We start from the raw sequence: 17326 nt of genomic DNA on the forward strand, positions 1-17326 counted from the left end.
AGGCCTATTGATTCATCGCGAAGGCGCGAAGCTGCGGATTGGCTGCGATGCGCTTCAACACATCATCGGTGATATAGGAAGCAACCGGCGGCGCAGTGGGCACCGTGCCGACCTGCTGCAGGAATTCGCCCAGGCCCTGATACCAACGATCGGCCTGCGAAGGCCCAGCCGAACGATCCATCAGGCGCAACTGCTCCTCCAGCGTGAAGGTCGGGCGGCGGGCAATTTCGGAACGCAGCGCAGCCTCGGAGACGTTGACGCCGCCAGCCGTATAGAAGCGCTGCATGGACTGCACCGCCGCGTCGTGATTGGCCTTCGTCCATGCGATTCCGCGCAGGAACACCGCTAGGAAGCGCGCCGTCGCATCAGGGTTCTGACGCATGTATTCCTCGCGCACGATCACGTTGGAGGGCACGATCGCGCCGGCATCCGCACCGCTGCACAGCGGCACGGCGTTCATCCGCTCCTCTGCCGTATAGACATTCGGCGCCCAGAGGCCGGCCACGCGCCCCTCGCCGGTGGAGAAGGCCGAGAGGATCTGCGCCTGGGCGAGGTTCACCACCTGCACATCATTCCGCGCGATATTCCACATGCGCAGGCAGTTCTGCAGAACGTAGTCCACCGTCGTATTGACGGTAATGAGGAAGCGCTGGCCGCGCAGGCTGGCCGGGTTCGCGCGGATGGCGGCCACTTCCGACGCGCGGGCCATCAGCACGTTTGTCACACTCTCATCGTTGGAAATGCCGATGGTGCGGATGTTGAAGCGCGCGGCTCCCAGCACGCCAGGTGCCGAGCCCGTCACACCCACATCCCAGGTTCCCGCCGCGGCCGCTGCGATCTGCGGCGGACCGGCCGGGAAGGAGGAGAAGCTTGGCTCCAACCCGGCCTGGCGCCACCAGCCCTGCTCGGTGGCAAGATGCAGCGGGAACATTGAATACAAGGCCGGCTGCATCGAGATGTTGATGCGCTGCGGCGCCTGCGCGAGGGCGGGTGCCGCCAATGCCATCGCCGCTGCGATGATGCTGCCCGAGAGCGTCCTGCGAAACATGTAGCGTCTCCTCCTGATGTTCAATGTTCAGCCGGGGCGGCGTTCTGTTCGCGCGCCTTCAGCAATTTCCAGATGCGGCTGCGCATATGCGTGAAGGAGGGCAGGTCCATCACCTCCTCGATGGGCTGGCTTTCCCAGGCCTCGCTCTCACGCAGCGCGCGGATATCAATGGTCTCGATGATGCGACCGGGCTTGCGGCCCATCACCACGACGCGGTCGGCCAGATAGACGGCCTCCTCTACGGAATGAGTGATGAAGAGAACGGTGCGCGGGTTGCGCCGCGCAAGGCGCACCAGTTCCTCCTGCATGACGATGCGCGTTTGCGCATCCAATGCACCGAAGGGCTCGTCCATCAGGAGGGCGTTGGGATTCATCACATAGGCGCGCGCGATTGCGACGCGCTGCTGCATGCCGCCGGAAAGCTGATGCGGAAAGCTGTCCTCATGGCCGGAAAGGCCCATCAACTCCACATAATGCGCGATGGCGGCATCCGCTTCCGCGCGCGGCGTGCCCTTGCACATCAGGCCGAAGCCAATGTTCTCACGCACGGTTTTCCAGGGCATCAGCGCGAATTGCTGAAACACGACGGCGCGCTCCGGCCCTGGGCCTCGCACGGCCTTGCCGCCCACTTCGACGCTCCCGCTGCTCGGAAATTCGAGGCCTGCCGCCATGCGCATAAGCGTTGTCTTGCCACAGCCTGAGGGGCCGACAATCGCGACAAACTCTCTTTCCTCGATGCGTAGATCGGTGGTGTCTATGGCAAGGAAGTTGCCCCCCTTGGCCAGCGCGAAGCTTTTGGTAACGCCGCGGAAAACGATCTCACTCATGCTGCGCGTATTCCTTCCTGGCGCGAATGATTCAGCTCTCCGCGCGAAGCCGCGCTGCGATCATCGGGCGCGCTCATGCCTGCCCCCAGCGCCGCTTGAACCAGGTCTCGACGCCGCGCAGCGCCACATCTATCGCGAAGCCCACCACACCAATGCCGATCATCCCGGCGATGACGATGTTGGTGGCGAGGTTCCCCTGCCCCTGGACCATCAGATAGCCGAGGCCAGCGCCCACCACGATGAGTTCCGAGCCAACCAGCGATTGCCAACCCAGCCCCGCCGAGACCCTCAACCCCGAGATGATCGAGGGCATCGCGCCGGGCACAAGCACATGTTGAATGATCTGGCGGCCACTCGCTCCCATGGTCTGCGCGGCCTCGACCAGGCGCGGCTCGACGAGGCGCGCGCCGCGATAGGAACTGATCAGGCAGGGGGCGAAGGAGCCAACGAAGATGATCAGCAACGGCCCGCCAATCCCTGTGCCGAACCACAAGGCAGCCAGCGGAACCCAGGCAAGAGGCGCGACAAAGCGGATGCTGTCGAAGAGTGGCGTGATGATTTCATCCAGGATGCGATACCAACCCATCAGAAGGCCGAGCGGAACGCCGATCGCAACCGCAATCGCCCAGCCCATCAGGAAGCGACCGATGCTGGCGGTGAGGTGGTCGGCGTAGACGTGCCCCGCGAAGGGCTGGGTCCAGAGCCGCACCAGCGTCTCCCATACCACGCGCGGGGTCGGGAGCAGATTGGCTGGCAGGAGTCCGGACCAGGCCACCAATGTCCAGGCGCCAAAGAACAGGGCGAAGCCCGCGATGGTCAGCAGCCAGAATTCGCCCAGGCCGAGGATGGTCCCGGAGGGGCCAAGGAAATTGCGATTGGCCATCAGATGGCCTGCCGCCAATTGAGGACGCGCCGTTCCAGCAGGCTCAGGAGCCAGGTGGTAGCGGCCCCACACACAGCGACTGCGGCCATGCCCACCAGGATCATGCCGGGGTAGATGTCCTGCCCCGCGATGTTCAGTACCCGGCCCAGGCCGAAGAACGCGCCAACCAGCTCAGCGGCGACCAGCGTCGTCCATGATGCCTGGAGCGAAAGCCGCAATCCGGTGAAGATCATCGGCATCGCGCCGGGGATGACCACGTGCCGGATGACCTGTGCCGTGGAAGCGCCCTGTGTTCGCGCGGCTGCGATCAGCACCGGGTCCACATTGCGCACGCCCGCAAAGGCATTGATCACAGCGGGCACGAAGGCGGTCAGCCAGATGACGAAGACCTTGCCGGTATCACCCAGACCGAACCAGACGATGGCGAGTGGAATCCACGCCAGGGCCGGGATGGGGCGGAGAAGAAGGAATATCGGGTTGATCAGTGCCTCAGCGCGGCGGCTCCAGCCCATCAGCAGCCCGAGCGGAACACCAGTGATGACAGCCACTGCAAAACCGCGAGCGACCAGGCCAAGGCTATGTGCCGCATGCTGCCAAAGGGTCGCGCCGGCATAGCCGCGATCGAGGATTTGCTGAAACGCGACCCAAACCTCGCTGGGGGCCGGCAGGCGGAGGGGGTTGAGCAAACGCAACCCGGTGGTCGCAACCCACCACAAGGCCAGGACACTGGCAATCGTGGCGGCACCCACAAGGAATGCGCGGGAAATTCGCCCTGGGGGCGACATCACTGCCATCTACGTCCCTCCCATTCTTTTCAGGATGCTTTCATCGCTGTTTCGCAGAGTCAAACGAAAATTGATGTACAGCACGGCTACGGTCTTGAAAATTTTTTCATTGAGCGTTAGATCATGCCGATGAGATCGCGCACCCGCCCCCGGCTCGTGGATATCGCCGCCGCCGCTGGCGTCTCCCTCGCCACCGCGTCCCGCAGCCTGGCGCAGCCTGAAATCGTCAGCCCCGAGACCCGCGCCCGCGTGCGTTCAGCCGCGCTGCGCCTTGGCGGGCCCCATGCCCTCGATGCAGCGCGCGGCATCCCGGGCAATGGCATCGCGGCCATCGTGCCAACCCTGGACAATCCAATCTTCGCGCGTGCGTTGCAGGCGATGCAGACCGTGCTGACTGAGGCCGGACATCATCTCCTCGTCGCCTCTTCCGACTACCAGCCAGAGACGGAGCTGGCCGTGCTGCGCGGCCTGCTGGCACGGGGCGTGGATGGGGTGATCCTGGTCGGCGCACAGCGCTCCGCCGACGCCTGGGAGGCGCTGGAAGGCGCCGGCGTGCCCGTCATCCTCACCTGGTGCGACGATGCGCGCTTCGATGCGGTTGTGGTGGACAACCATGCCGCCGGCCGCATTGCCGCCGAACATCTCATCGGCCTCGGCCATCGGCGGCTGGGCGTCGTCTGCGGCGCGCTGCGGCACAATGACCGTCAGTTCGCGCGGGTGGAGGGGGTGCGGAGCGCGCTGGCGGCGCATGGGCTGGACCTGCCGGATTGGCGCGTGATTGAAGAAGGGTTTTCCCTCGCGGGAGGGCGCGCCGGCTGCGCTGCCCTGCTCGCCCTTGCCGAGCCACCGACGGCCATCGTCTGCGGGATTGATCAACTCGCCGTGGGATGCCTGATCGAAGCGCAATCCCGCCAGATCAATGTCCCCGGCGAGATTTCAGTGGTCGGGATCGATAATCTGGAAATGGCCGCCCATGTCTCGCCCGCATTGACCACGGTGCATGTGCCAACAGCCCGGATCGGCGAGGCTGCCGCAGGGCTGATGCTGGCTCGCTTGCGGGGAGACGCCTGCGAACGCCTCATCGAACTGCCGGTCGAACTCGTGGTGCGCCACTCATCGGCCGCGCCAGGACTTCGCGAGATATCTCCCGATCGGCGGTGAGGCTCCTCGCGTCTGCCCAGTGCCATTTGTGGCGGCGTGGAGGCTGAAGCGCCAACCGACTCTGCTTGAGGAGTCCACGCAATCACCAAGCGCGCATGTCGAAGCTATGCATGGCCGATAAGGCCGACCTCGCAGGAGCCCTCTCCCTCCTTTTCAACCGCACTCTCGCTATGCCGCGCTTCGCTGCTCCTGCTCGATACGGCCATCCCGCAACGCTACCATGCGGTCGAAGCGATCGAAGATCTTCTCATCATGCGTGACCACCAGGATCGCCGCCTGCTGCTCCCGGGCGACCTGGCGGAGCAGGTCCATCACGACCCGCGCGCGTTCGGAATCGAGCGCCGCCGTCGGCTCATCGGCCAGGATCACCTGGGGCCGATTGACGAGCGCGCGGGCGATGGCCACGCGCTGTGCCTCGCCGCCCGAGAGCCGCGCAGGCATGGCAGTAGCGCGCGCGCCCACCTGCAGATAATCCAGCAACGCACGCGCCCGCTCGCGCGCTATGCTGCGGTCCACGCCGTCCAGCGTCATCGCCAGCGCGACATTGTCGATCGCGTTGAGGAAGGGGAGCAGGTTGTGGAATTGGAAGATGAAGCCGATGCGCTCGCGCCGCAGCCGCCGTAGATCGGGGACGCGCCAGCGCCCCTCCCAGACCGTCTCACCACCGAGGGAGAGCTGGCCGCCCGTCGGTTCCTGGATGCAGGCAATGAGGTTGAGCAAAGTGGATTTCCCGCTGCCCGAGGGCCCCTTCAACCCGACCACCTCCCCCGCGCCCACAGACAAATCCACATCCGCCAGGGCGCGCACGGCTGTGGGCCCGTCACCGAAGGTCTTGCTCAGCTTCTCGACCTGAACGAGGGATCCGCTCATGCGCATCAGCCTCCCAGGGCCTGCTGTGGCTCGATCCTGAGTGCCGCGCGGATGGAGACCAGGCTGCCCAGCAGGCAGATCATGGCGATCACGCCCGCCATCACCGCAACCTCCGTGGGGCCAAGGGCCACGGCACGCGGGAACATGTCCCGCGCTGAAAAGACGATGGCCACGGCAGCCACATAGGCGACGCCACCGAGCAGCAGCGCCTGCTGCATCACAAGGCCGATGATGGTGCTGTCCGGGGCGCCGATCAGCTTCAGCGTCGCAATCTCCCGCAGCTTGTCCATCGTCATCGTGTAGATGATCAGCGCGATGATGACGGCCGAGACGAACAACAGCACCACGGTAAACATGCCCAATTGCACACGCGCGCGGTTCACCACCGAGAGTGTCAGCAGATTGGATTGCTCAGCATCGGTCATTGCGGCAAGATGCTTCCAGCGCCGCGCCGTATCGGCCACCAGGGCCGGATCGGCGTCGGGGTGCAGCCGGGCGATGATGGCGTTGACCGTATCGGTGCCGGTGCCCAAGGAACTGGCCGCGATGGCGCGCCGCGCCGCCGCTGGCGCCAGCCGGAATTGCAGATCCTGGCTGTCACGCAACTGCATGAAGATCAGCGGATCCCCGCTGGAAGCGACCAGGCCCCGCGTCGTGCCGACCACATGATAGCGATAGCGTCCCAGCATCAGTGTGGCACCAAGCGGCAGGCCAGCGCGGGCGTCGGCCACGATCTCGAAGCGGGCGGCACCCAGGCCGCGCCCTGCCGCGATGACAGAGGGCCCGCCTGGCCGGCCAGGTTCATAGCCGATGACCTGGACGCGGATGATGCCCTGCGGTGCCTGCGCCTCAGCGGTGCGCAAGGTGATCGCGCCGGCCGCGGCCACGCCGGGCAGGCGCGCCACCATCTCCCGCACGTCGCCCGGGATGCGCGACGCCTCGGCAAAGGGGCCCCGCGTTCCCGATTCCACCACCCAAAGATCGGCCCGCAGGCTGCGTGACAAAGCGAGCGCCTCCGAGACAACGCCCTGATAGATGCCCACCATCGAGAGTGCGACCGCCATGAGGAGGCCCAGGCCCAGGCAGGTCAGCACGAACCGCCCGAATTTATGCCGGATATCGGCCAGGGCGAGGTTCACGGCGCCAGCACCGCCCGCGCCGCCCTGCCGACCGCGAAGCGGGTGCCCGGCTGGGCCACAAGGGCAACATCCTCCCGCAGCCCGTCGGTGATGGCCACGCGCCCATCCACGAGGCGCGCCGCGATGCGGACATGCTGGCGCGCGAGCTTGCCATCCGCGATGACCCACACGAGGCCGCCGGCCCCGTCAAAGCCATGCAATGCTTGCTCGGGGATGATCCGGGCGCGTGGCAGGCGCCCCGTCTCGATCACCACCTCCGCCTGTTCGCCCACCACCGGCATGGACGGACAGGAGCGGCAGCGCAGATAGACGCGCCGTTCCTCCGTGACACGATCAGCCTCCAGGCCGATACGAACGATTTCCGCAGCAACCGCGCGGCCCGGACGGCTGCGCAGCGTGACCATGCCGCCTTGGCCGACCGCCAGGTCCCCGGCGCGGCCCTCATCCACGAAGGCCTGCATCCAGATGCTCTCCGGCGCCACCAGCGTGAACACGGCCTCACCAGGATTGAGAGCGGAGCCCGCCTCGCGGGAACGCGCAATCACCATGGCATCGAAGGGCGCGCGCAGCGTGTGCTTCTCCAGTGTTGCACGCTCTGTCGCCAGATTGGCCTGGGCTTCCGCCTGAGCACTCCGGGTCACCATGGCATCAGCGCGGTTCACAGCCAGGTCCCCCCGCGCCAGCTCGACCTCGGTATCGGCCAGCTCCGCGACCTCCAGACTGCCGACACCGCGGGTGGCGAGATCCCGCCGCCGCCGCGCCGTGGCCTGTTTCTGGGCGAATTGCGCTTCGGCACGATCGCGCTGCGCGATGGCCCTGGCCGTATTCGCCTCCGCCGACAATACGGCTGCCTCTGCCCGCGCCACGCGCGCCAGCTGGCTGATCGGGTTGAGCCGCGCGAGCACGGCGCCGGCAGCCACGCGATCTCCATGATCCACGGCGAGTTCGACCAGCGTGCCGGGAACCTCGAAGCCCACGCGTGAGAGCACCTGCGCCTCGATCGCACCCAGGCCAAACACCGTCACCGCCACATCCTCACGGAAGGGCGCTATGGCGACCTCCAGCGGACGCAGATTCCTGAGATATAATACCCCCCCTCCCCCACCGATCAGCAGCAGCGAAAGGGCAAGAAACAGCACGAGCCTGCGACGCATGACCATCTCCTAGCGAGACCGGATGACCCGGTGGATCAACCGGGCCGGATGCAGAAATTCCGTAAGGAATTTGCGTCGCGGCGCTGCGCGGAACCCATCCGGAAGGCATGGAGCCAGACGAAAGCCCATGGCATCCCGCAGGGGCGTGGCAGGGATCAATGGAAATGCTCGCCACGCGCCATCATCAGGTGATGTGGCTGATGATGCGCACCACTCACGAGGAGGCCGGCGAAGCCGAGAGCCCGAAGGCGAATGACCTGTGCAGGCTCCACGGCGGTCACGATCAGCCGCATACCATCAGGCAGGGGTTCCGTGGTCGCTCGCCATCCAGGCAGGCGGTTCAATTCCTGCCCATGGGCGGGGATCATGCGCCGGATGCCGTCCAGCGTGCGGCCGCTGCCGGTCACAGCAATGGCAATGCCGCCCTCAACCGGGCTTTCTGTCGCCACGGCCCGCAGGGTGACCTCGTTCATATCCACCAGATGCTCGCGCAGCGCGCCCAGATTGACCTTGGACCAATCGGTCGTGGGGTCCGCCTGGAGGATCTGGACGATCTCCTGGATCGCGCCGAAGGCGTCCTGCCCCGGCAGCCTTGGCATGGCCGCCGCATGCTGGGCTTGCCGGCCATGACCGCCGTGGGCGGCCGGCTGGCTGTTCACGACATGGGGAGCGCCAACCGCCACGCTCATGCCGAGCAGCAGAACACTCAGATTGGATTTCAGGGACATAGGGTCCTCGCTTTCAATGATTGTCTTTGTATAAGGGCTGCCGGCTGCGCCCTGATATGATCCGGATCATGCCCGGCCGATCGGGGCCGGTTGGCCGCCACGCACACCGCACAGCTTCGCCGCCCGGTTCACCGCGGCAGCGAGAGGACGGCATGCAGCCCCCCCTGGGTACGGTTGGCGAGTGTCACCTCACCGCCCTGCTCCTGGACAATGGATTGCGCGATCGCGAGGCCGAGCCCGCTGCCGCCCGTGTCACAGTTGCGAGATTCCTCGAGCCGGTAGAATGGCTCAAACACGCGCTGGATTTCAGCTTCCGGGATGCCCGGCCCATCATCATCCACGATGATTCGGACTGAGGTGGGCGTGCTCTCGATCGCTGCCCGCGCAGTGCCGCCATACTTCACGGCATTGTCGAGCAGATTGCTGATCGCGCGCCGCAATGCGGTCGGATGGCATTCGAGGATGACGGGCTCAGCCGGGCGCATGCTGACGCCATGGCCGGCATCGGCCATGTCATCCACGACGGCCCCCAGAAGCGCCGCAATATCGGTCCGTCGCAGCGCTTCTGGTGCCTCGCCGCGGGCAAATCTGAGGGTGGCTTCGATCATCGCATCAAGCTCACCGATGGTGGCCAGCATTCGGTCGCGCTCTTCGAGATTGGGCACACCTTCCGCCCGCAGGCGCAGCCTGGTCAGCGGGGTGCGCAAATCATGTGACAGCGCCGCCAGCATGCGGGTCCGGTTGTTCAGCAGCCGTTGAAGCCGCCCCTGCATGTCATTGAACGCATGGGCCACCTGGCGCATCTCGCGGGTGCCCAGTTCAATGATGGGCGGCGCGTTGACATCCCGGCCAAGCCTCTCCGCGGCGCCCACCACCGTGCCGAGCGGCGCCGTCACGCGGCGCACGGCCCAAATGGACACCAGGAGCACGATCATCGCCATCACACTCATGGCGATCAGAAACCGCCAGGAGGATGCAGCCCCGCCCTGCGGCAGCCCGGTTGTGAAGGCAAGCCAGCTGCCATCTGTCAGGCGAATGACGACCTGCAGCCTCTGCCAGCCACCGCTGGCGTGCAGCCATGGCCCGGCCATCATCGGCCCATGCACGCCGGGCCCGGCGCCAAGGGGCCCGCCCATCATTCCCGCCGGAACCCTCCCCGGCCCCACCGGCATGGACGCGGTCAGCGAGAGACTGACCTGCACGGAGGCCGCCAGCGCTGCCGGCAGTTGCTGCCGCAGGAGATCCTGCATGATGCGATCCACAGACCCCGCCTGAGCTGCCGCCGCATCCAGGGCCGGTGGCTGTGGTGAAAGGCTGACGCGCAGGGCAGGATCGCTTGCCGCCGCGACAATACGGCTGCGCCAATCGGCGGGCGCTTCGTCAATCAGGCGCGCCAGGTTCGCAATGCGTTGCGTTGCGGCAAAGCCACCAATCGCGCGCACGGTCTCCGCACGATCCGCCGCATAGATCCAGGCCCCGACCAGATGAGACACCACCAGCCCGGCCAGCAACACCGTGACGGTCTGGCCGAACAAGCTGCGTGGCAGCGGCCATCTCATAGTTGGTGCACAGCCGTCGCCAGCATATAGCCGCCGCCCCAGATGGTCTTGATGACCTGAGGCTCATCGGGATTGCGTTCAATCTTGCGGCGCAGGCGGCTGATCTGGGTATCAATGCTGCGATCAAGACCCGCTGCCGCCCGGCCGCGCGCGAGATCCAGCAACTGGTCGCGGCTCAACACGCGCTGCGGGCGCTCGACCAGCGCGAGCAGCAGGTCATATTCGCCAGTGCTCAAGGGAAGGACCACGCCATCCTCGCGCGTCAGATCGCGTGACTCGGTGTTCAGGATCCAGCGATCGAAAGCGTGCAGTCTGGGCCGATGCGCCGCTTCGGTCATTGGGCCGAGGGCCTCGCTGCGGCGCAGGACCGCGCGAATGCGCGCAATGAGCTCCCTGCTGCCGAAGGGCTTGGCCATATAGTCATCGGCGCCCATCTCGAGCCCGATGACGCGGTCCACCTCTTCGCCCTTGGCGGTCAGCATGATGATGGGCACGCGGCTCTCCGCGCGGATGGCCCGGCAGAGAGAGAGCCCATCCTCGCCGGGCAGCATGAGGTCGAGCAGGACCAGGTCAATCCGCGCATCCGCCAGCGCACGACGCATTGCCTTGCCATCGCCGGCGCTGCTGGTGCGAAAGCCCTCGCGCGCCAGTGCGCGGGCGACGAGATCGCGAATTTCGCGTTGGTCATCAACGATCAGAATGTGCGGACCCGTGTTCATCGGCTGATCCTAATCCGGCTTCGGGCGCTTGGGGCAGGAAGAGTGTGGCAAGGTTTGTCGGAACGGGCGCCAGGCACATCTCGGCACATAAAAGGCCGCAACCGACAAATTCCCGTGACACCTGCTCCGTAGAAGGATGCGGACGGCGGAACGCGCCGTGTTCGGAAACGAGGAAGACAGACATGCGCAAGACGACAAAGTTCCTGGCCATCGGTGCGGCCATCGCGTTGGGCGGCCTGGGTGGCTATGCCGCGGCTCAGCCTGGTCCTGGCATGATGGGCCGCGGGATGATGGGCCCGGGCATGGGTCATGCCATGATGGGCGGCCAGGCCCCGAATTCTGCTGATGCCACGGCGCGCCTTGCCACCCTGAAGGCGGAGCTCGGCATCAGGCCGGAGCAGACGGCGGCCTGGAATGCCTATGCGGCAACCCTGCAAGCGACTGGCGAAAACATGCGCACCGCTCGCCCGGCAGATATGGGCGCGGTGCACAGCATGTCGCCGCAGGATCGACAGGCCTTGATGACCGGCATGCAGACGCGCCGTGACAGCGCCCTTGCCGCGATCCGCAATGCGGCAGAGGCCCTGCTGCCGGCGCTCGACGACGCGCAGAAGGCGAAGGCCCAGCAGCTGCTTCCGGGCCTTGCCCCGCACGGCCCAGGCATGATGCGCCATGCCGGCATGGGCATGCCCTTCTCGGGTCCGGGCAGCATGCCGGCGCGCTGAACGCGGAGGCTTGTTCGGGCAGCTTGCCTGAGCAAGCCGTGAGGATGCTTTACCGGGCGGCGTCCAGCCAAGGTCCATCGTCGGAAGGGCAGCACCGCAGTGGCGCGTTGCATCGAGCGACGCGCCATTTGGATGAGCTGGCGGGCCCGACGTCCTTGAGCAACGCGTCCGGCGCGAGGTCAGCATGGCGCAGACACAGCACACGAACCTCGGTGCGCACGCCGGCGCGCATGATACCGCGGAGCGTCCGGGCGGGCGTAGCGCCAGTCGGGCGCGGCGGCAGGGCCGGGCGACTCACGCCGCACAAGATCAACGGCCGGGCCAAACAGTGCGCCTTGGACCGTGGCGCGATGGGCACACATGTACACGCGGCGCAACGGCCATGGCCTGCAGCTGCGACTGGGCCGTGGTGAGCACGCCAAGGGAGGCGATAGCAGCGCGGCAAATCGTCATCACGGATAAAGAATATTGCTCACGCTTACAAAAAGCAATAATCACAATGACGATTATTCCGCAAAGGATTCACCTTGCGCCTGACCCAGTATTCCAACTTCACGCTCCGCACGCTGCAACTCGTCGCCCTCCGATCGCCCGAGATCGTGACCGTGGACGAAGTCGCCCGCGCCCATCGCATCTCCAAGGCACATCTGGTGAAGGTCGCCGCCGAGCTTTCGCGCCGAGGCTATATTGACGCGACCCGCGGCCGCCGTGGCGGCATGCGCCTGGCCCGCCCGGCCGAGCAGATCACGGTGGGCGAGATCATCCGCTGGACAGAGGCACCGCTGGAACTGGTGGAATGCTTCAACGCCGAGACGAACACCTGCCCGCTGCTCGGCGCCTGCCATCTCTCACGCGGTCTGCAGCGCGCCTTGCGAGCTTTTCTCTCGGTTCTGGATGATCTGACGATCGCCGACATTGCCTTGAATCGCGATGCATTGCTGGCACGTCTCTTCACACCGGAAGCACCGGCCGATCATCCGCCCGGAGCCATGGCCGGCGCGCAGTAAAGACGGTAGAGCGTGGCCAGGATGGCCTCCACTTCCTGACTGGCCAGGCTGTAGAAGATCGTCTGGCCCTCCCGCCGCGTCGCAACCAGGCCGAGGTCCCGCATCCTGGCGAGATGCTGTGACAGGGCGGCCGGCGCCAACCCGACCAGCTCCGCAAGGCACCCGACGGATTTCTTCCCTTCCAGCAGGTGGCACAGCGCCATCAGGCGCTTGGCGTTCGCCAGCGCCCCGAGCAAGCGGGCTGCCGCATCTGCCTTCTCCTCCAAAGCAATCAAAGCATTATCTGTGATAGCGTTTTTCATCTTGACATATTAGAACTTGCGCAGATATGAAGCCAGCAGCATTTCGCTGGAGGATCTCCCCATGGTCAATATCGGTTCATTCGACCGCGCCGCTCGCTTCGTGCTCGGCTCCGCCCTGCTCGCCGCCCCCTTCTTGGTGCCTGACGCCTTCGCATCGCTCGGCCCATGGCGCTTTGCCGTCGCCGGCGTCGGTGCCGTGCTGCTCGGAACTGCGGTGTTCCGCATCTGCCCGGCCTATTTGCTGTTTGGCATCCGCACCTGCGCGATCGGCAAGTCGTGACATGACTGCCACCGACTTCACGCCGGTGGCATCGCTCCTCGGCGGCGCGTTGATTGGCGTGGCGGCGGTGATGCTGATGGCCACGCAGGGCCGCATCGCCGGTGTCAGCGGCATCGCTGTGCGGCTGCTGCCACCCTACGCGGACCGGGAATTGGCCGGCCGCCTGGCCTTCATCCTGGGCATCATCGCGGCACCGCTTGTCGTGCTGCTCGCCACCGGGACGGCGCCCATACCGATCATCGAGGCAGGGCCGGCCCTGTTGGTCCTGGCGGGGCTGTTGGTCGGGTTTGGTTCCGTCTGGGGCAATGGTTGCACGTCGGGCCACGGAGTCTGCGGCCTGTCGCGCCTGTCCATGCGTTCGCTGGTCGCAACGCTCAGCTTCATGGCGACGGCGATGATCACCGTTTTCCTCACACGCCACATCCTGTGAAGCCCGCCATGTCCATCATCGTCCAGTTCGCCATTGGCCTCGTCTTCGGGCTTGGCCTCCTTGTCGCTGGCATGTCCAACCCGGCAAAGGTGCTGAACTTCCTGGATCTGGGCGCCATCCCGACGGGTGGCTGGGATCCGAGCCTGGCCTTCGTCATGGCCGGCGCCATCGCCGTCACATTCATCGGCTTCAAGCTGGTCCTGCGGCGCCCGCGACCGATCTTTGGCGAGACGTTCCACCTGCCGGGCGCCACCGAGATCGACTCACGCATCCTGCTGGGCCCTGCCATCTTCGGCGTGGGCTGGGGTCTCGCCGGCTTTTGCCCTGGGCCGGCCTTCACGGCGCTGGCGAGCGGGGGCGGCGCCGCGGTATTCTTTGTCGTCGCAATGCTGTCTGGCATGGCCGCTGCACGATGGCTCGCCAACCGGATCTGACGCCATGAACACATCCGAGAGGAAACCTTCCATGAACGTCCTTCCGCAACACGTCGATCTGTCCATAAAACCCGAGGTCACGGCCTTCTTCGACGCACCGACCAACACCATCAGCTACGTCGTGAAAGACCCCGCTTCCCCCGCCTGCGCCATTATCGATTCTGTGATGGATCTCGACTACGCGGCCGGCCGCATCACGCATGGCTCGGCCGAGGCGATCATCGCCCATATCAAGGCGCATGGCCTTCGGCTCGAATGGCTGATCGAGACGCATGTGCATGCGGACCATCTCTCCGCCGCGCCCTATATCCAGCAGCAGCTCGGTGGCCAGATCGGCATTGGGGAGCAGATCACCACCGTCCAGGAAGTCTTTGGCAAGGTGTTCAACGAGGGCACCGAATTCCGCCGGGACGGCAGCCAGTTCGACCGCCTGCTCAAGGATGGCGATACTTACAGCATCGGCGGCATGACGGCCTTCGCGATGCATACCCCGGGCCATACCCCCGCCTGCATGACGCATATTGTGGGCAATGCCGCCTTTGTCGGTGACACGCTGTTCATGCCGGATGGCGGTTCGGCCCGTGCCGACTTCCCGGGTGGTGATGCACGGACGTTGTTCCGCTCAATCCAACGCGTGCTGCAACTTCCGCCCGAGACCCGGCTCTTCATGTGCCACGACTACGGCCCGAATGGCCGCGACATCCAGTGGGAGACCACCGTCGCCGAGGAGGCCCGGCATAATATCCATGTGAAGGATGGCATCACCGAGGACGCCTTCGTGGCAATGCGTGAAGCGCGTGACGCGACACTCGGCATGCCGCGGCTGATCATTCCATCGCTGCAAGTGAATATGCGCGGGGGCACTCTGCCCCCTGCGGATGCAAGCGGCAAGGTCTTCCTGAAAGTTCCCGTCAACGCCCTGTGAAACCAACAGCATGCAGCCGAAGCGCATTGGCGCGTCACTCTCCGTCGCTGCTCAGATCACCGCCAACGCCATGGCCAGCATCGCCACCGCCGGGTGCAAATCCGTCATGTGCGATCGCCCGGGTGACGAAGGCGCGGAGCAGCGAGGCTTCGCCGAGATGGAGGCCGCGGCGCAGGCAGCGGGCTATTCCGGGATGACACCACCTGGCACAGCCTGGTAGGCATCGGCATGCATGATGGCCTCGCCACGCGCCTTGGTGCCCGGCAGGATTTCAAAACGTGGGTCGAAATCCACCATCGTGGCGGCCAGCTTGGCCAAGACGGTCACATCACCCTGCACACGCGCCTTGCCCTCGGCGATCTGAGCTTCCAGCGTCTTGGTGCCTGCCATCACCTGTTCGAGGTCGACGCGGTTGATGGTCAGCGTCAATGTCGGATTCGGCGCCTGAAAGCCCTGGATGTTGGTGAGCGTGGCATTCTCCATTTCCACGATGAACTTCTCCCCATTGTCGGGCGTCACGAGGTTGATGGTGAAGCGGAGCCCTTCGGCCTTCTTCGTATCCATCCGGATGCCCAGGAAGTTCAGGAACAGTTCGGTGGACATGGCGCGAATGACGTCAGGGCTGGAAGAGCTGACCGCCTCACCCTGCGGGATGCCGCTGCGCAGCTCATAGGCGCCGGCCAGGAAGCTGTTCCGCAGCCCCGGATTTTCCTGCTGGTAGCCAAGCTGTTCATAGACATCGGCCAGCAAATCCTTCGCCGCCTGGTTCTGCGGCTCGGCCTGCACCAGCTTGTTCAGGATCTCCGTGGAAAGCTTGTATTGCCCCGCATCATGCAGCTGCCTGCCCCGTGCCAGGATGGGCGCCGCCCCACCCATCATCTCGACATAGAGCGGCGCGCTCTCACTTGGTGAAAGCGGGATGAGCGTGGCGGGGTTGCAGTCCCAGAAGCCCAGGAAGCGCTGGATGACGCCCCGCGAATTATGCTCTGGCGAGCCGTGGTAGCCGCGGCAATACCACTTCTGTTGCAGCGTCTTTGGCACCTCATAGACATTGTGCACCTGGTTGATCGTCACGCCCTGATTGGCCAGGTGCAGCACCTGGTTGTTCATGTTGGCGTAGAGGTCGCGCTGCGCCCGCAACACCTCCTGGATGCGCTGGTTGCCCCAGCGCGGCCAGTGGTGGGAGGCGAACATCACCTCCGCCTCCAGGCCGAAGCGATGCAGCGCCTCGGCGATGTATTTCGACCACCGCAGCGGGTCGCGCACCGGGGCACCGCGCAGCGTGTAGATGTTATGCAGGGATGCGATGACATTCTCCGCCATCCACAGCGCCTTCATGCCCGGAATCCAGGTGTTCATCTCGGCGGGCGCCTCGGTGCCAGGGGTATTCTGGAAGACCATGGGAATGCCATCCACCTCGAACGCCTCGATGGCATCCTCGACGATGCGCGTGGGCGCAATCAGCCCAACCGCGCCGGAGGAAACACCTTGGCCAAGCCCCTGCCCCACATAACCATGCGGCGCTGCCGGCAGTAGCAGCCCATACTGGAAGAACAGCCGGCGGTTCATCGCATTGCCGGCGTAGACATTCTCCTCGACCGTGTGGCGCAGAAAATCGCGCGGGGCGATGATCTGCACCTTGCCGGACCGCACATCGGCCTCGCTTACAATGCCGCGAATGCCGCCCCAATGGTCGGCATGGTTGTGTGAATACACCACGGCCGTTATCGGCAGCCCCTCGCCCTTGTGCTGCTGGAACAGGCGCCAGGCGGCGCGCGCAACCTCACCCGTGACCAGCACGTCGAAGACGATCCAGCCGGTGCGGCCGCGCACGAAGGTGATCTGCGCCAGATCGAAGCCACGCACCTGGTAGATGCCGGGCATCACCTCATAGAGGCCGTAATTGTTGTTGAGCTTTGAGATGCGGTGCAGCGAGGGGTGTATGCTGTCGAATTCATCCTGCCGGTCGAGGAACTGGAAGCGCTCCATATCCCAGGCGACATGCCCCGCATCGGCCATGATCTTCAGCTCAGGCATCCGCGCGACCAGGCCGCGGCGGTTTTCGTCGAAATCCTGGGTATCGGCGAAGGGCAAGGCGGCGCGAGCCTCGCGCAGCGCATCCTGGGTGAAGCGGGATGGCGCCTTGCCCTTGGGATGGAAATGGCCTGCCAGCGGCGTGGCGGCCGGCTGGGCCTGGGCCGGGGCGTCGTCCAGCACCAATTTCCCTGCCACGGCGAAGGCAGCACCGGTGACGGGCAGGGTTTGCATGAAATCTCGGCGGCTGGTCATCAGGCGTTCCTCGGTTTTGCTCTGCGGGGTCAAGCTGCGCCGCCTCGCGCCGGGCTGCCTT

The 17326-nt window shown here is 65.5% G+C and carries 20 protein-coding genes; 8 read left to right on the plus strand and 12 right to left on the minus strand.

From position 1 onward, the window contains the following. Positions 1-4: 4 nt before the first annotated feature. The 4 genes from LHU95_RS15375 to LHU95_RS15390 form a co-directional block, all read right to left on the minus strand. Positions 5-1048 (minus strand): ABC transporter substrate-binding protein, encoded by a 1044-nt coding sequence (locus LHU95_RS15375; protein WP_248707838.1) that lies wholly within the window; start codon positions 1046-1048, stop codon positions 5-7. Between the two features lie 20 nt (positions 1049-1068). Continuing rightward, positions 1069-1875, minus strand: a complete 807-nt coding sequence (locus LHU95_RS15380) for an ABC transporter ATP-binding protein (RefSeq protein ID WP_248707839.1) — start codon at positions 1873-1875, stop codon at positions 1069-1071. A gap of 73 nt (positions 1876-1948) precedes the next feature. After that, complete coding sequence (locus LHU95_RS15385; RefSeq protein WP_248707840.1) at positions 1949-2758, minus strand: ABC transporter permease; 810 nt, start codon at positions 2756-2758, stop codon at positions 1949-1951. Further along, a complete protein-coding gene (locus tag LHU95_RS15390; protein ID WP_248707841.1) occupies positions 2758-3507 on the minus strand; it encodes an ABC transporter permease in 750 nt (249 codons plus the stop codon). Before LHU95_RS15390 ends, LHU95_RS15385 begins: the two co-directional genes overlap by 1 nt. Positions 3508-3666: 159 nt before the next feature. Between LHU95_RS15390 and LHU95_RS15395 the strand changes: the two genes are divergently transcribed. After that, positions 3667-4704 carry a substrate-binding domain-containing protein gene (locus LHU95_RS15395; protein WP_248707842.1) on the plus strand — a complete coding sequence of 346 codons (1038 nt, stop codon included), beginning with the start codon at positions 3667-3669 and terminating at the stop codon, positions 4702-4704. A gap of 168 nt (positions 4705-4872) precedes the next feature. Here LHU95_RS15395 and LHU95_RS15400 read toward each other — a convergent pair whose 3' ends face one another. The 6 genes from LHU95_RS15400 to LHU95_RS15425 form a co-directional block, all read right to left on the minus strand. Then, on the minus strand, positions 4873-5574 hold the full coding sequence (locus LHU95_RS15400; RefSeq protein ID WP_248707843.1) for an ABC transporter ATP-binding protein: 702 nt from the start codon (positions 5572-5574) through the stop codon (positions 4873-4875). A 5-nt stretch (positions 5575-5579) separates the two neighbouring features. After that, positions 5580-6713, minus strand: a complete 1134-nt coding sequence (locus LHU95_RS15405; protein WP_248707844.1) for an ABC transporter permease — start codon at positions 6711-6713, stop codon at positions 5580-5582. Then, entirely contained in the window at positions 6710-7867 is a 1158-nt protein-coding gene (locus tag LHU95_RS15410; RefSeq protein WP_248707845.1) for an efflux RND transporter periplasmic adaptor subunit, read from the minus strand. Before LHU95_RS15410 ends, LHU95_RS15405 begins: the two co-directional genes overlap by 4 nt. Positions 7868-8022: 155 nt before the next feature. After that, the gene (locus tag LHU95_RS15415; RefSeq protein ID WP_248707846.1) at positions 8023-8595 is read right to left on the minus strand and encodes a hypothetical protein; all 573 of its coding nucleotides are present in this window, start codon (positions 8593-8595) and stop codon (positions 8023-8025) included. A gap of 128 nt (positions 8596-8723) precedes the next feature. Continuing rightward, the gene (locus tag LHU95_RS15420) at positions 8724-10154 is read right to left on the minus strand and encodes an ATP-binding protein (protein WP_248707847.1); all 1431 of its coding nucleotides are present in this window, start codon (positions 10152-10154) and stop codon (positions 8724-8726) included. After that, positions 10151-10873 (minus strand): response regulator, encoded by a 723-nt coding sequence (locus LHU95_RS15425; RefSeq protein ID WP_248707848.1) that lies wholly within the window; start codon positions 10871-10873, stop codon positions 10151-10153. The genes LHU95_RS15420 and LHU95_RS15425 overlap by 4 nt, the downstream gene beginning before the upstream one ends. Before the next feature lie 287 nt (positions 10874-11160). Here LHU95_RS15425 and LHU95_RS15430 point away from each other — a divergent pair, with 287 nt between their 5' ends. Both LHU95_RS15430 and LHU95_RS15435 read left to right on the plus strand, forming a co-directional pair. Then, positions 11161-11598, plus strand: a complete 438-nt coding sequence (locus tag LHU95_RS15430; RefSeq protein WP_248707849.1) for a Spy/CpxP family protein refolding chaperone — start codon at positions 11161-11163, stop codon at positions 11596-11598. 527 nt (positions 11599-12125) lie between these two features. Continuing rightward, positions 12126-12605: an Rrf2 family transcriptional regulator gene (locus LHU95_RS15435; RefSeq protein ID WP_248707850.1), complete on the plus strand. Its 480-nt coding sequence runs from the start codon at positions 12126-12128 to the stop codon at positions 12603-12605. Here LHU95_RS15435 and LHU95_RS15440 read toward each other — a convergent pair. Next, positions 12572-12907, minus strand: coding sequence for a metalloregulator ArsR/SmtB family transcription factor (locus tag LHU95_RS15440; protein WP_248707851.1), 336 nt, complete (start codon positions 12905-12907; stop codon positions 12572-12574). The genes LHU95_RS15435 and LHU95_RS15440 overlap by 34 nt on opposite strands. Before the next feature lie 61 nt (positions 12908-12968). Between LHU95_RS15440 and LHU95_RS15445 the strand changes: the two genes are divergently transcribed. The 5 genes from LHU95_RS15445 to LHU95_RS15465 are packed head-to-tail and all read left to right on the plus strand — an operon-like array spanning position 12969 to position 15196. Continuing rightward, on the plus strand, positions 12969-13187 hold the full coding sequence (locus tag LHU95_RS15445; RefSeq protein WP_248707852.1) for a DUF2892 domain-containing protein: 219 nt from the start codon (positions 12969-12971) through the stop codon (positions 13185-13187). A gap of 1 nt (position 13188) precedes the next feature. Beyond that, entirely contained in the window at positions 13189-13617 is a 429-nt protein-coding gene (locus tag LHU95_RS15450; RefSeq protein WP_248707853.1) for a YeeE/YedE thiosulfate transporter family protein, read from the plus strand. 8 nt (positions 13618-13625) lie between these two features. Next, positions 13626-14051: a DUF6691 family protein gene (locus LHU95_RS15455; RefSeq protein ID WP_248707854.1), complete on the plus strand. Its 426-nt coding sequence runs from the start codon at positions 13626-13628 to the stop codon at positions 14049-14051. A 31-nt stretch (positions 14052-14082) separates the two neighbouring features. Then, positions 14083-14976 carry an MBL fold metallo-hydrolase gene (locus LHU95_RS15460; protein ID WP_248707855.1) on the plus strand — a complete coding sequence of 298 codons (894 nt, stop codon included), beginning with the start codon at positions 14083-14085 and terminating at the stop codon, positions 14974-14976. A gap of 10 nt (positions 14977-14986) precedes the next feature. Beyond that, complete coding sequence (locus LHU95_RS15465) at positions 14987-15196, plus strand: sulfur transferase domain-containing protein (protein WP_248707856.1); 210 nt, start codon at positions 14987-14989, stop codon at positions 15194-15196. Here LHU95_RS15465 and LHU95_RS15470 read toward each other — a convergent pair. Further along, entirely contained in the window at positions 15160-17265 is a 2106-nt protein-coding gene (locus tag LHU95_RS15470; protein ID WP_248707857.1) for an alkyl sulfatase dimerization domain-containing protein, read from the minus strand. The genes LHU95_RS15465 and LHU95_RS15470 overlap by 37 nt on opposite strands. Positions 17266-17326: the final 61 nt, after the last annotated feature.

The sequence above is a fragment of the Sediminicoccus sp. KRV36 genome, from assembly GCF_023243115.1.
GTDB lineage: Bacteria > Pseudomonadota > Alphaproteobacteria > Acetobacterales > Acetobacteraceae > Roseococcus.